Genomic DNA, 13,428 nt, shown 5'->3' with positions numbered 1-13,428 from the left:
GGTGGAGGATGCGGTGCGCTCCCTTCCTCCCACAGAGCGCCCCCCATCTCGACCAGGTGAACTACATTGATAACTATCGATGTAGCCGACGAGTGCACATTAAATTGGACCGACGGCAATGGTCAAGAGTCTTGACAAGATTGCCTATTCGTGCACGTGGCTTATGTTACGTGACCATTACGATACTTTTCGTAATTACGCCGTGAGATATGTCGGCTGATTCCGCCGGATCACAGCGTGCGATCGGCGAGCAGTGGGTCGGCGTCCACACGTCCCGTCGTCCCCGTGCCCGGATCCCGGCCGTACAGCCCGGCGACCAGGGCGAGACCGATCACGCCGCCGATCAGTTGGACGACGACGAACCCCGGCACCGAGGACGGGGCGATCCCGGCGAAGGTGTCGGAGAAGGCCCGGCCGATGGTCACGGCCGGGTTCGCGAAGCTGGTCGACGACGTGAACCAGTACGCCGCGCCGATGTAGGAGGCGACCGCGACCGGCGCCAGGCGGGCGTTGTCCGCGCGGACCAGCAGGAAGATGACGAGCACCAGCCCCGCCGTGGCGACCACCTCGCCGAGCAGCAGGTTCCCGGCCGAACGGTCGTGCGTGGACCAGCTGACGGCGGCCTTGCCGAACATCGCGTTGGCCAGCACGGCCCCACTGATGGCGCCGGCGATCTGGGCGGCGGCGTAGACCACCACGTCGGAGAGCGAAAGCTTGCGGTGCACCCACCAGTCGGCCAGCGTGACCACCGGGTTGAAGTGCGCCCCGGAGACCGGGCCGAGAATGAGGATCAACACCCCGAGCCCGAAGACCGTCGCCATCGAGTTCTCCAGCAACTGGAGTCCTACGTCGTCGGGCGAAAGCTCCTGCCCCATGATCCCCGACCCGACCACCACCGTCACCAGCAGCAGCGTGCCCACAAACTCGGCCAGCGCCCGGCGAGGCAACGCCGGGCTCACCAAGAATCACCGATCCGGTCGAGACGGACTGACGAGTCACGCACGTTAGGCCTCCCCTTGACATGACATACCGCATGACGTCCTGCTGCACCGCACCAGCCGACCTGTCGTCACATGACACGAAGCGCCACTTCAAGCACCATCCGAACTGATATTTACAGATATCAATGTGATTCGGTAGCGCCAATTTCCGGGGAGTACGCCTGTGCCTCGCGCCGGGAGCCCGGCCGCGATGGCCCGTTTCCGGACAGGCCAAGGAGGGCGGAGACACCCAGCAACAGGCAGGCTTGCCCGCGCCGGCCAGCGGCCGAACAACAGCGACCACCGATCACTTCGTTGGGGGGACACAGCCAGGCTTGCCGCAGGACTCCGACGTGACTTCGACGCCGCCAAAGCCGGCCTGACCCTGCGCCACAGCTCGGGCAAGGTCGAAGGCCACGTCAACCGCATCAAGATGCTCAAGCGGCAGATGTACGGCCGAGCCAACCCCGGCCTCCTGCGCAAACGCATCCTCCTCGCCGACTGAGACGGTCGACGCACGAAATCAGTGCCACCCGATCCGCCGCGCGGTACCAGGACGTGTACCCGGCATGTATTCGGCCTGTACTCAGGTCGTTGATACTCGCTTTCGCACGCCGATCCCCCGCACGTCCGACCACGGCACGTCGTCCTGTGGCTCTCACGACCCCGGGGGCATGCCCATTCCATTTCAGGATTCGCACGCGAGTTTCACCCAGAACATGATGAGAACCTCCGAGCACACGCCAGTTCAGGCAGGCCTGCTCGGCCTGCGGACCGAAAAGGGGTCATCTTGTTTGCCGGAAAATCCGCCAGGAGGGCCGCCCTGGCTCTCGCCTTGGGCATTGCCACGCTGGTGATCGTGGCGCCGCCCGCCAGCGCGGGCCATGACGGTACGTGTAATTACGCGATCGAAGACGGAGACGTTTGCCTCTACCGTCTGGCCAACTTCACGGGCGGCATGCTCGACTTCACGAGAAGCGACAGAAATTACACGTCCGCCGCCGATGTCTTCTATTCGTCCGCCGGCGTACCGACGAGCACCAACATCAATGACCAGGCGACCTCCATCGTCAACTACGAGGGCTATTGCGAGTGGTGGTTCTACACAGACGCCGAGTGGGGCGGGTACGGCTTCACGATGGGCAACATCCAACAGTCGTGGAGCAACATCGGCACATGGGACAACAGGCTCAGCTCGCACTACAAGTGGACCGGATGGACGGAGTGCACGAACGGGTCGACCGGGTGAGTGCCACCGGCAACGCTACAGAAGGTGAATCATGAGAATCCGCATCAGAAGGCCGTTGTCGAGTCTCGCCACCGTCCTGGGCCTGCTCGTCACAACGCAGCTGGTCTCCGCCGCTCCCGCGGTGGCGAACCCGGACGCCGACGGGTGGTGCACGCAGTACGAGGTGTGCGTGTACCGGCTCGCCAACTACATCGACGAGCAGGCGGATTACTACAACGGTGACTACGACTTCACCGACGACAACTTCTGGTTCTGGGGCGGCAATACCTACTACAAGGCGGCCGAGATCGTCGACAATCGCACCAGCTCTGTCAGGAATTTCGATCCCGGCTGCACCGCGACGCTCTGGCAATATGTCGGTTGGGGGGGCGGGCATATCAACGTGTATCCGAACGGCGCCATCCCCAACCTGGTCAACCTCGGCTTCGACAACAAGGCGAGCTCCCTCACCTGGAGCTGCGGCTGATCCCCCGCATGGCCGATTTCCGCGATATAGATAGCAACGGAGCAGTGGTTATGATGAGCAATGGTAACCGGACCAGGTGGCACCGAGTCGCACTCGTGCTGCTTTCCTCTGCCTCGCTGGCTGCGTGCGGCGCCGGGCAGGCGACCATGTCCGTGCAGGCCGGGGCGGAAGCCGAGGCGTCCGTCCAAATCCCCCGCCTTTTGACGACTCAGGCCACGGTACTACCGCTTGACGCGTACAAGCCCACCGGTGAGCAGATGGCGGACCTGACGAGTGCGGTGCGTCACTCCCTCGCCTCCTGCATGAACGGCTTCGGGTTCATGAACTACACGAAGAAGCGGATTCACAGCGAGACGGCGCCTTTCCCGAAGGACCGGCGCTACCTGTTCATCGATCCCGCCAAGGCCGCCCAGTACGGATATGCCGGCGCGCCGGACGCGGAACTGAGCGCCAAGCCACCGTCCGCTTCGTCCAGCACCAACTCCTCGAAGATCAGCCCCGAGGAGGAGAGCGTCTACACGGGCAAGGGACAGCGCCTCTACAAGGGCCGTCAGGTGCCGGAAGGAGGCTGTCTCGGCGCGGCCAGGCAGACCGTCACCCGCGGAGTCGCCGCCGACGACGAATGGCTGATCACCCAGTTGGAGGGGCAGGCCTTCCAGCGCGCCGAGGACGACCCCAGAGTGGCCGAAGTCACGGCGCAGTGGAGCGCCTGCATGAAGAGGGCCGGTTACGACTACAGCACTCCTGCGGCGGCGTGGGAGGACCCGCAGTGGCGCAGCCGGCGCGATGGCGGCGCGCTCTCGGACAAGGAGAAGGCCACCGCCACCGCCGACATGAACTGCAAGCTCGAGGTGAACTACCTCGGAGTGCGCGTCGCCGCCGAAACCGAGGAGCAGCAGAGAGCCATCGACGCCCGGGGCGATGACCTCAAGAAATTCCAGTCGAATCTGCAGATCAAGTTGGCCAATGCCAGGAAGCTGCTCGGCGACTGACACCAGCCATCACCCACCCGCACAGGAGAGGGCCGGATCTCCGGCCTTCTCCGCCGGCGGCTCACGGAGGTGAGGCGTCCGGACGTCCTCCCATGCCGCCGCCACCTCATGTGATGGACCGGCCGAGGACCTGTATCCGCGAGGAAGGGAACAGCGTGTACCTTTTCGGCTACCGGTTCACCACTCGATTAGTCGCACTCCTGGTCGTCCCCGTGCTCGCGACGGCGAACCTCTCCCCCGCGCCAGGGACGGATCCGGCCACGCCGGAACGGCCCAAGGCCGCGACCGGCGCGTCGGCTGGGTACGTCCGGACCATCGACGACCGGCTTTCGTCGGTCGACAGCGGGAAACGGGACTCGGTTCTGGCGCGCGGATGGCGGACGTCCAAGGACCTCGCGCTGGCGACGGCGGGGGATGCCACCGGATTCCATCTCCTCGTCGCCGAGGCCGGCAAGGGCTACCAGTGGCGGACCCTCGCAACGCTGAACGAGCCCGGCATGGACACCGACCAGTGGATCGGTAACGCCTGCCTCACCGGGTCGGGCAGCCGGGTGATGGCCGTCTACGCGCCGCGCCACTTCACCAACCGGTCCGAGCTCTTCGCGCGGGGGGCATTCGCGGCGGTCATCGACGTCCGCACCGGAGCCGTGACCAAACTTCACGACCAGGTCACTCTGGCGTACTTCAATCCGGGCTGCGGACCGGACGACGTCGTCGCGCTCACCCAGGGCGCCGACGAGAACCACCGCACCAGCCGCCTGCTACGGGTCAAGGCGGGAACGGGCAAGGTCGAGGATCCCCTGGTGATCCAGGGGCAGATCACCTCGGCGGTCCCATACGGCGAGGGGTACGTGGGGGCCAGGGGCAACGCCCTTGTCTCGGTCTCCCGCTCCGGCAAGATGACGACCCTCGCCCGAACGAGCTCTGTGCCCTTCGACATCCGGGTGGACGACCGGGCCGGAGTGGCCTTCGCGCAGGAGAGTGCGGGCCGTGTGACCGTCCGCTACCACCGCGGCGGCAAGACCCAGGACCTGGCCACGGGCGATCTCGGGGAGCTGTCCGTCCGGGCGGGGACATCGGGCCGGGTGTTCGTCGTCGGCGAGGCGCAGAACGTCCGGAATCTGCCCGGCACGGTCGCCGTCCTTGCCGCTTCCGCCACCGGTCAGGTCTCCTCCGAGGGCCAACTAGTCGTCACGGGCGCGGCGCGACGCGGCCTGAAGGCGGGTCCTGGCGGCGACCCACGGGACCCCGGTATCTCCGGCGTGAGCGGAGATCCCGTAGAGGCCGAGCCGATCGACGTGACGACCGAGGTCCCGGCGACCAAGGCCAAGCCGGCCTTCGAGGTCGCCGTGCGGGCGAGGCGGGCCCCGGAGATCGACACGGGCAGCCTGGTGAACCCCCGACTCGCCGCCGTGGCGCGGCAGGCCCCGGCTGGGAGGAGTAGCCCCGGAGCGAGCGCGGCGGCTGAGGATCCGGTCGACGCCGGGCACACGTGCGCGGTGCCGCGCAACGACTCCCGGATGCAGACCTACCAGCCTCACTGGCGTCAAGTGGAGTGGGCGGTCGACCAACTGGTGCAGAAGCGGTTGACGCTGATCCGGCCCGCGGGCTGGAAGGGATCCGGGCTGCCGGCGTGGTCGCCGCAGGCGATGTTCCCTGCTGAGGACCTTCAAGGCGGAGGCAGGGTCCCGACGAACATCATGCTCGGCATCCTCGCCCAGGAGTCCAACCTCTGGCAGGCCCAGCGCAGGGTGTTGGAGGGTGAGACGGGGAATCCTCTGGTCGGCAACTACTACGGGGTCGACATCTACGACAGCGATCCCTCCAACGACTGGGCGATCGACTTCTCCAAGGCGGACTGCGGCTACGGCATCTCCCAGCAGACCGACGGCATGCGCAAGGCAGGCTCGGAACGGCCCAGGGAGACGGCCCTTCCGCCGGAGAAGCAGAAGGCCGTGGCCCTCGACTACGTGACCAACATCGCCGCGGGACTGCGGACGCTGACCCAGAAGTGGAACCAGATCTGGAACGACACCGGCGGGCAGGTGATCGCGAACAACGGCAGTTCGTCGAAACTGGAGAGCTGGTACTTCGCGATCTGGGCCTACAACTCGGGCTGGCATCCCAAGGCGGAGGCCGGCGGCAACGACGCCAACGGCCAGCCCAACAACGGTGCCTGGGGACTCGGATGGACCAACAATCCGTCCAGTTCCTACTGGCGGCCCGGACGTCACCCGTTCCTGGACGGGAACACCTACGCGGACGCGGCGACACCACAGTACTGGCCCTACCAGGAGAAGGTCCTGGGCTGGGCGGCGTGGCCCATCACCAAGAGCTACTACGACACCGCCGCCGGCAAGATGCAGGAACAGGCCGGCTACAACGCGGCGTGGTGGAACCACACCGACTACCGCTCCGCCGTGGTCCCGGTGATCCAGAAGGCGAACTTCTTCGCCGTGGACCTGAACGCCTTCTGCGTCCCGTCCCCGGGTAGCGGTACGGCGCACAATGACTGCCGGCCCGGCACGACCAACTACGAGAACCCGGCGGCCAGTACGGGCGGCACCTGCCTGCGGGCCGATTTCAAATGCTGGTGGCATCTGCCGAAACTGTGGAAGGCCGACTGCGCGGCCCAGTGCGGCAACGAGGGCACGATCCGATATTCGGACCCCTCCTGGGCGTCGACCGAACGAGAAGAACCTCGCGACTACTGGTACCCCTGCCAGACCCTTGGACTGCCGCCAGGCGCCCTCATCGTGGACGACGTTCCCCGTTCGGTTCCCGCAGTCCGCGGTGGCTGCGACAACACGGGATGGACGAACTCGGGGACCTTCTCCCTGGAGTTCGGAAAGGACGCCGCCGGCGAAGTGCCGGCGAAGGCCGATTTCCAGCAACTCGGCAACGGTTTCGGCGGACATCAGTGGTTCGCGTACGCACGTAACGCCGCCCACAACGGCATGGTCATGCGGGTCATCGGCACCTGGACCCTGGACCAGCAGGTCAACGGGCTTAGAGAGGTCCTCGTTCATCTACCCGATCACTACGGATACACCAAGCAGGCCCGGTACGACGTGCACACAAGCCAGGGCATCAGGCCACGGGTGATCACTCAGCGTCCCGTCAAGGCGAACCCGGGCCAGCAGGCGAACCGCTGGGTGTCCCTCGGCGTCTTCGCCTTCTCCGGCACGGCAAAGGTCTCGCTGAGCACCCTCAACGGCAATGGCGTCGGGGACGAGAGCGTGGTCTTCGACGCCGTGGCGTTCGCACCGGCTTCCTGCCCGTAATGCCCCCTCGGGACAAAGGTGTAGATCATGAAATCGCACTTCTTCGGGTCAGGGCGGAAGGCGCTGGCCATCGGCTTGGTGGCGCTCTCGGTCGCCATCTGGCTGCCGCCCACCTCGCCCGGGGCGAGCGCCACGGCGAAATCGACCGCCCAGTCGGCCATCCTCTCCGTTGAGGGCACCTCCGTGCGGGACGATCCGAGGCCGTATCACCGCGTCGAACGTCAGGAGAGCGAAGCACAGAAGAAGCGGGTCAGAGAGCGGCCCGACTTCGGCCGTGCGGACCCGATCACCCAGGCGTGGTCGAAACACAAGATGTCCGTGGACGACTACATCGATCTGTCCCTGCGGCGCATCGCGAGGCCGGACAGCCTGCCGGAGAAGTACCGCCCATCCGGAGATCTTCCCCCTTCGACCGGCCTCGCGCTCGGATACGCGCTTTCGCTACGCGACCAGGCATCCCCGGCTACGGACGAGGCCATCGCGAAGGTGAAGCTGTCGGTGCTCGCCGATGCTCCATCGAGCACCCTTCCCCACACTTCGCTGCAGGCCGCCTCTTGGCCGGAGTGCGACGCCGGGGATTACAACTACCTGTTCCACGACTTCGACTGCAAGAGAACGCTCTCGCTGTCGCGGCAGGTCAACATCTACTATCGAGTCGACGGGCTCAAACCGCTCGACGGCGTACCGGCCGTCGATACGAACGGCAACGGCTCGCCCGACGCCATCGACACGTTCGTGAACTCGCTGACCGCGGCGTGGAACGCGTACGAGTCATGGGGATACGGCTGGCCGGAGGACGAGGTCAGCATCTTCTTCGGCTTCGACGAAAACCAGAACCCAGGTCTGACGCTGCCCTTCGGCGACAGCCTCGAAGACGGCGCGATCATCGTCCTTCCTTCGGACCCCGGTATCCAGAGATACACCTACCTTGCCTATCACGAACTGTTTCACGTGTCCCAGTACGCGTTCCTGCCCCTCCTCCAGGTCATCGCCGACCTGCCTTCGGTCAACTGGTGGATGGAGGCGACGGCGGAATGGGCCACCCACCGGATGTACACGCAGGTCAACGCGACCGCCCCGGGCTGGGACATATACAGCGTGGCCCTTCCGCTGTTTCTCGGCGACCCGGAGAACGCGGTCAACGCGAGCACCTGGCCCTGGCAGGAGCACAAACGGCAGTACGGAGCCTTCGTCCTGGCCCAGTACCTGACGGAGCAGACCGATACCGACTTCGTCCGGCACACCTGGGAGGAGATCCCCCTCGACGACCCGATCAGCGCGATAGAGCAGGTCGTCCAGGGGTACGGCCGCTATATGCCGGACCTGTTCCAGGGGTTCTCCCTGGCCAACTACCGGTTGGCCGTCGACAGCGGCGACCTGAGCAAGTTCGTCGGGGCCGCGGTCGGATACCGCGACGCCCACGCCCCGGGTCAGTGGAAGTCGCTGCTGGGAAGCTGGAATGGGCGGCCGAAACGGGCGGCCGAACGCACCATGGCCTGGGGAGACTCAGCCGACGGCTCAGTCCAGGTGTATCCAGGCGGCACGGCTTACCTGGAGTTCACCGGACCGTCGAGCGGCCAGAGCAGGTTGACCCTGCAGCTCGCGGCTCAGACGCTGCCGCGCGTCGACGTCCGCTACCTGCTGGTGACCTGGCCCACCGTCGGAGGCGTCCCGTCTTCCATCCCCTCGCGGTGGAGCCGGCCTGACAGCACGGGGCGGGTCAGCATCGCCCTGGCTCCGGGTGAGACCGCAACGCTGATCGCGACACGGACGGACGTGGTGGGAGGTTCCGGTTCCGCCGCGGACCAGATGAACGCGGCACCGGTGGGCTGGACCGCGACCATGACCGACGAGGGTATGGCCCACCCGGACGCCGCGCTCGACGCCATGTGGACCAACCGGGCGACCTCCGCCCACTGCGCCGACTGGAGCGGCGGCGACGCGGTTCAGTCGACGCTCCTGCCCAGCGGGAAGCGAGCGTGGTTCTTCTCCGACACCTTCCTCGGCGACCCGGCCAAGCGGGGAACCAGGGACCAGACCAGTTACCTCCGCAATTCCATCGTGCTGCAGGATGGCTCGGCGTTGCGCACCATAACCGGGGGCAGCACCTGCAAGGAGACCGATCCCAGCACCGACTTCTGGTCCCGGTACGCAAAGACCCCCGTGGGCGAGGGAGGGCAGTACTGGACGGGCGACGCGAAGGTCGTCTCCGGCAGCGAAGTGATCAAGTTCTACTACCAGGGAATCGGGGACGACGACACCCGCGGCGCCTACGCAAGCCTCAGGATCAACGACCTGGAGGCCGACAACGTCCTCGAGGTGACCCCGTCCAATCTGCAGGACTGCAGCGCCCGGCCACCTCACCCGATCATCTGGGGCGCATCCCTGGTCGATGACGACGGGTACACCTACATCTACGGCTGGGAGGGTGACGGAGCCCACGCCGAGAAGTCGTTGTTCCTCGCTCGCATCCCCACCGGCGGCTCCCTGGACCTCGTCGACCAGGCTTACTGGCGCTATTACGGCGGTACGGCGAGCGACGGATCCGCCCGATGGGTGGACTCGTGCTCGGCCGCGCAGCCGCTTCAGCCGAAGAGCGAGATCGACTTCAGCGTCATCCGTCTCAACGGCCGGTTCTGGCTGGTGTACCACACGCCCGCGTCCCAGGCACCGGGGAAGATCGTCGCAGTGCCTTCCGCTACGCCGTGGGGGTTCACGACATCCAACCAGGTCGACCTCTACACCCCTCCGGAGACCCAGACCAACCCCAGGTACTCCACGGTGTACGGCGCCCGCGTGCACCAGGACATCCTGCCGGACAGCGGCAAGGTCGCCATCTCCTACACGGTGAGCACGAGCGCGGCAAACGCCTCCTGCTGGACGCGCGGCTACTACTTCCCCGACAATCAGTATCCGCGCTTCGTCGATGTGCCGGTCACGGCGTTCTTCTCGCCGAAGGTTCCCTAACGGTCCTCGCCGTCGTCTGGCAGGCGGCCCGGGCCGCCTGCCGCTTCGAGAGAGGATGATGGCTCTGCCAGCACCCCGTGACAACCGTACGGTCGCGACCGCGTTGATGGTCGTGGCGCTTGTTTCCCTGAGCGCCTGCCAGATCGGGCCGGACGAGCTGTTCACCGTGGTCAACGGCACCGAGGACACCGTTGTGGTGACCTGGAACGACCGCGCGTACGCGACGCTGCCTCCTGAAGAGCAGAAGCAGATCGCGTTGCCGGGCGACCACTGCGACAGCGTTCCTGCACCGGTGGACCGGCTGTCCGCCACGTCGGACAAGGGCGAGCGTTATGACTACCCCGGTCCTGTCTGCAACGGCAGGACGTGGCGGGTGGGTCCGGCGGTCTCCCCCTCGCCGAGGTGAAGGGCTCAGCGGCGGCGCGGGATGGTTGGGCGGTGGGTCTGCGGTGCACAGCCAGGGAGAGATCGGTTTCCACAACCGCTCACCTCTGGCCGAGCAGGAAGCGGGTGTTGAGGGCGAAGGGATGTGCAATTGGTTCGTCTCCCCCTCCGAATTGAACACCCATGTAATGAATTCCAACCGTCCTCGCAGGCACGGGAACGACGCCCCGCCGCGCAGGCATCCAAGGCGGACGTCGGATCTGACAACCTCAGTCACAGGACTGATGAGACATACGCTGCTCCACGACCTGAGAGCCGAGAGATCGCTGTCTCTATGATCAAGCTTCTCGACCTGCCGCCCATTTGTACGAGAGCATCGTCTCCCTGGCCGTGGACACCCGGGCTGCCGGTGAGATCCTGAAGGCCGCCTCGGCTTTCTTCGCGACCGAGCTCGACCGGCCACAGACGCACTCGTGAGTTCCATCGACGAACACCGCGAGGTGTTCGGTGTCGAGCCGATCTGCCGCGTACTGAGCGAGCACGGGCTTGCCATCGCGCCCAGCACCTACTAGGCCGCCAAGGCACGGCCGCGCTCGGTCCGGGATGCCGAACTGGATGAGCACATCCAGCGCATCCACGCCGGCAACTACAGTCGCCGACTTCACCTACGTGCACGCCTGGTCCGGCATCGTCTACGTCGCCTTCTGTGGTCGACGTCTACTGCCGGGGCCATCGTCGGCTGGTCGGCCTCGACGTCCAAACGGGCCACGCTGGTACTGGACGCCCTGGACATGGCGTTGTGGCGGCGCGACCGCGCCGGACACCCCACCGGACCCGGCCTCATCCATTATTACCGGCGGTCATCGCAGATCGGCCTGTACAAGACCGCGCCGAATGGGTCGAGTGGTTCGACACCACCCGCCTGCACTCCTCCATCGGCACCATCCCACCGGACGAATACGAAGCCCTCTATTACGCTCGACACCACCCCAGCGAACCCGCTGGAAATCAACCCCTGAGGTCTCCACCGAAGCCGGGGCGGTTCAAGTAGGGCGCTGGCGGGCGGTTCCGCGATGGTGCAGGATGGCTAACGTCCGCCACCTTTCCTATACGATCCGAGTGGTCGTCGGCATGCAGCAGCGTTGCGAGCGATGTCAACGAGGTTCGCGAAGACGCTAGAAGAGACCTCACGTCACGATGGACGACGAAGCGACGATCGCGCGGGGCCGTGAGGCCAGGACGGGCGGAACGCCGCCGGGAAGATCTCGCGGCCGGCTTGCCGACGAGGCGTACAACACACTGCTCGGACAGCTGGAGGACTTCCCGAAACTCGGCTATTACATATGTTGATGTGACGTTCGGTGACTTTGAGGTTGTCGGGGCCGGTCTTGATCAAGGGCAAGTTGACCGGCTGTACGAGTAGTTGGCGCAGATGGTCGAGTGGGAGGCTTCGACGGGTCGGCCCCGGGTGCTGCCGCTGTTATACGGCGTTGGTGATGGTTTTGTTCGCGTTACGGCAGAAACCGGTTTCCGGCGATCAATGGAGGACTTCCCCGCAGTGCTACGCACCGTGACCAAACTGGAGGTCTTCCGAGTTTACGGCCTGTACTGAAACACCATCCAAATTGGTTTTGGGAAGTCCTCATGTTGCTACGGATCGAGCCTGGCTCCCGCGTCACGATCGACGTCCTGGCGCGAGAGCTGGGGTCTCGCAGACGCCGATCCGAGACGCTCTGAACCGCATGGAGGCCGAGGGCCTGGTCGTTCGTGTGCCCCACGCCGCATCCTGCTGTCCGGTGAGCGGTTCCGGCGGTTGTTCGACGAAGTCAAGGGCTCGGACGGAATGGCGGTAAGGGCTTGACGGGCGGGCCGGGCCGAGGAATGCTGACGCAACCGATCAGATCGGATCGGATCCACCTCACCCGCCCCCGATGCGAGGAGAAGCAGGTGCCTAGAGCACTGCTCCTTACCGGCGATGCCGCCGAGGAGCTCGACACCATGTATCCCTACTATCGGGTGCAGGAGGGCGGCTGGGACGTCGACGTCTCGTCACGGACGCTGCGTGACGTTCAGCTGGTCATCCACGAGTTCGACCCGAACTCCGACGCCTACGTGGAGAAGAACGGCCGGAAGCTGCCGGTCGACGTGCCCTGGGCCGAGGTCGACGTCGAGCGCTACGACGCCCTCATCATCCCTGGGGGACGCGCCCCCGAGTGGATCCGGGTCGACGCCGACGTCCGGCGCATCACCGAGCACTTCTTCGCCCGCAACCTCCCGATCGCGCTGGTGTGCCACGGCGCGCAGGTGCCGGCGGTGTACGGGCTGCTGAAGGGCCGGAAGACGGCGTGCTTCCCCCCCATCACCGGTGACATGGAGAACGCGGGCGCGACGGTCATCGACGCTCCCGACGTCGTGGACGGAAACCTCGTCTCCTGCCGCGGCTGGCCCGACATGCCGCAGTTCGGCCGGGTGATGATGGAGGTCTTCTCGAAGTCCGTCAACTCCGCATCGGCATGAGCACACCGGACGTGTCTCGGTGACGGCACTTAGGACCGTCACCGTCGACGGATCCGGAGCCTGGGCGGCGACCGCACAGGCCGCTGGCGACCGGCGCATGATGCAGGCGGCGGCGCAGATCGGCCAATGGCTCGGGCTCGGCGGCTCGATCGTGGCCAACCTGTTCAACCCGCGACTGATCGTCATCGGGGGCTACTTCGCCTCGCTGGCCGAGTGGCTGCTGCCCCACGCGCAGGATCAGCTGCAGCGGCTCGTGGTGGCCGCCTCCGCCGCCCAGTGCCGATTCGTCGCCTCTACGCTCGGCTTCGGCGCCGCTTCCCGCGGCGCCGCGAGCATGGTGGTCAACCGGATCATCGACGACCCGACCACGATCATGGAGCCACTACCCCGGCCGACAGCCTACTGACGGCCCCCACAGACCTGGAGGCGGCACCTCTCCAGCAACCCCCCGTATCCGCAACCAACGCAACAAGCGGCAACAAGCGCGGCGGCGCGCGCCTTGCCTGACGTCCCCCCGGTCAGGAAAGGGTTTCCCATGTCACCACGTCATCGAACGTGGGCCAGGCTGCTCGACGCAGCCCTGCCAGAA

At 66.0% G+C, this 13,428-nt stretch carries 10 protein-coding genes; 8 read left to right on the top strand and 2 right to left on the bottom strand.

What is annotated here, in order from left to right; all coding sequences use genetic code 11:
• Positions 1 to 230 precede the first annotated feature (230 nt).
• Positions 231 to 959: an MIP/aquaporin family protein gene (locus HHX40_RS21810; protein WP_220499432.1), complete on the bottom strand. Its 729-nt coding sequence runs from the start codon at positions 957 to 959 to the stop codon at positions 231 to 233.
• An 811-nt stretch (positions 960 to 1,770) separates the two neighbouring features.
• Between HHX40_RS21810 and HHX40_RS21800 the strand changes: the two genes are divergently transcribed.
• The 6 genes from HHX40_RS21800 (at position 1,771) to HHX40_RS21775 (ending at position 10,344) form a co-directional block, all read left to right on the top strand.
• The gene (locus HHX40_RS21800) at positions 1,771 to 2,229 is read left to right on the top strand and encodes a peptidase inhibitor family I36 protein (RefSeq protein WP_182882100.1); all 459 of its coding nucleotides are present in this window, start codon (positions 1,771 to 1,773) and stop codon (positions 2,227 to 2,229) included.
• A 31-nt stretch (positions 2,230 to 2,260) separates the two neighbouring features.
• Positions 2,261 to 2,695 (top strand): hypothetical protein, encoded by a 435-nt coding sequence (locus HHX40_RS21795; protein ID WP_182882099.1) that lies wholly within the window; start codon positions 2,261 to 2,263, stop codon positions 2,693 to 2,695.
• Positions 2,696 to 2,790: 95 nt separating this feature from the next.
• Positions 2,791 to 3,687: a hypothetical protein gene (locus HHX40_RS21790; protein ID WP_182882098.1), complete on the top strand. Its 897-nt coding sequence runs from the start codon at positions 2,791 to 2,793 to the stop codon at positions 3,685 to 3,687.
• A 155-nt stretch (positions 3,688 to 3,842) separates the two neighbouring features.
• Positions 3,843 to 6,971 carry a hypothetical protein gene (locus HHX40_RS21785; protein ID WP_182882097.1) on the top strand — a complete coding sequence of 1,043 codons (3,129 nt, stop codon included), beginning with the start codon at positions 3,843 to 3,845 and terminating at the stop codon, positions 6,969 to 6,971.
• Positions 6,972 to 6,998: 27 nt separating this feature from the next.
• Positions 6,999 to 9,938, top strand: coding sequence for a hypothetical protein (locus HHX40_RS21780; RefSeq protein WP_182882096.1), 2,940 nt, complete (start codon positions 6,999 to 7,001; stop codon positions 9,936 to 9,938).
• A gap of 55 nt (positions 9,939 to 9,993) precedes the next feature.
• The gene (locus HHX40_RS21775) at positions 9,994 to 10,344 is read left to right on the top strand and encodes a hypothetical protein (protein WP_220499431.1); all 351 of its coding nucleotides are present in this window, start codon (positions 9,994 to 9,996) and stop codon (positions 10,342 to 10,344) included.
• 316 nt (positions 10,345 to 10,660) lie between these two features.
• On the opposite strand, the gene HHX40_RS38275 is transcribed toward HHX40_RS21775, so the two are convergent.
• The gene (locus HHX40_RS38275) at positions 10,661 to 10,960 is read right to left on the bottom strand and encodes a hypothetical protein (protein ID WP_182882094.1); all 300 of its coding nucleotides are present in this window, start codon (positions 10,958 to 10,960) and stop codon (positions 10,661 to 10,663) included.
• A gap of 1,309 nt (positions 10,961 to 12,269) precedes the next feature.
• Here HHX40_RS38275 and HHX40_RS21760 point away from each other — a divergent pair.
• A complete protein-coding gene (locus tag HHX40_RS21760) occupies positions 12,270 to 12,839 on the top strand; it encodes a DJ-1/PfpI family protein (RefSeq protein ID WP_138460690.1) in 570 nt (189 codons plus the stop codon).
• 19 nt (positions 12,840 to 12,858) lie between these two features.
• Entirely contained in the window at positions 12,859 to 13,245 is a 387-nt protein-coding gene (locus HHX40_RS21755; RefSeq protein WP_182882093.1) for an ROK family protein, read from the top strand.
• Positions 13,246 to 13,428 lie beyond the last annotated feature (183 nt).

Source organism: Microbispora sp. H10949 (genome assembly GCF_014161435.1).
Lineage (GTDB): Bacteria > Actinomycetota > Actinomycetes > Streptosporangiales > Streptosporangiaceae > Microbispora > Microbispora triticiradicis.
Note: the sequence above shows the minus strand (reverse complement) of the source record. Positions and strands in the feature narration are given on the sequence as shown.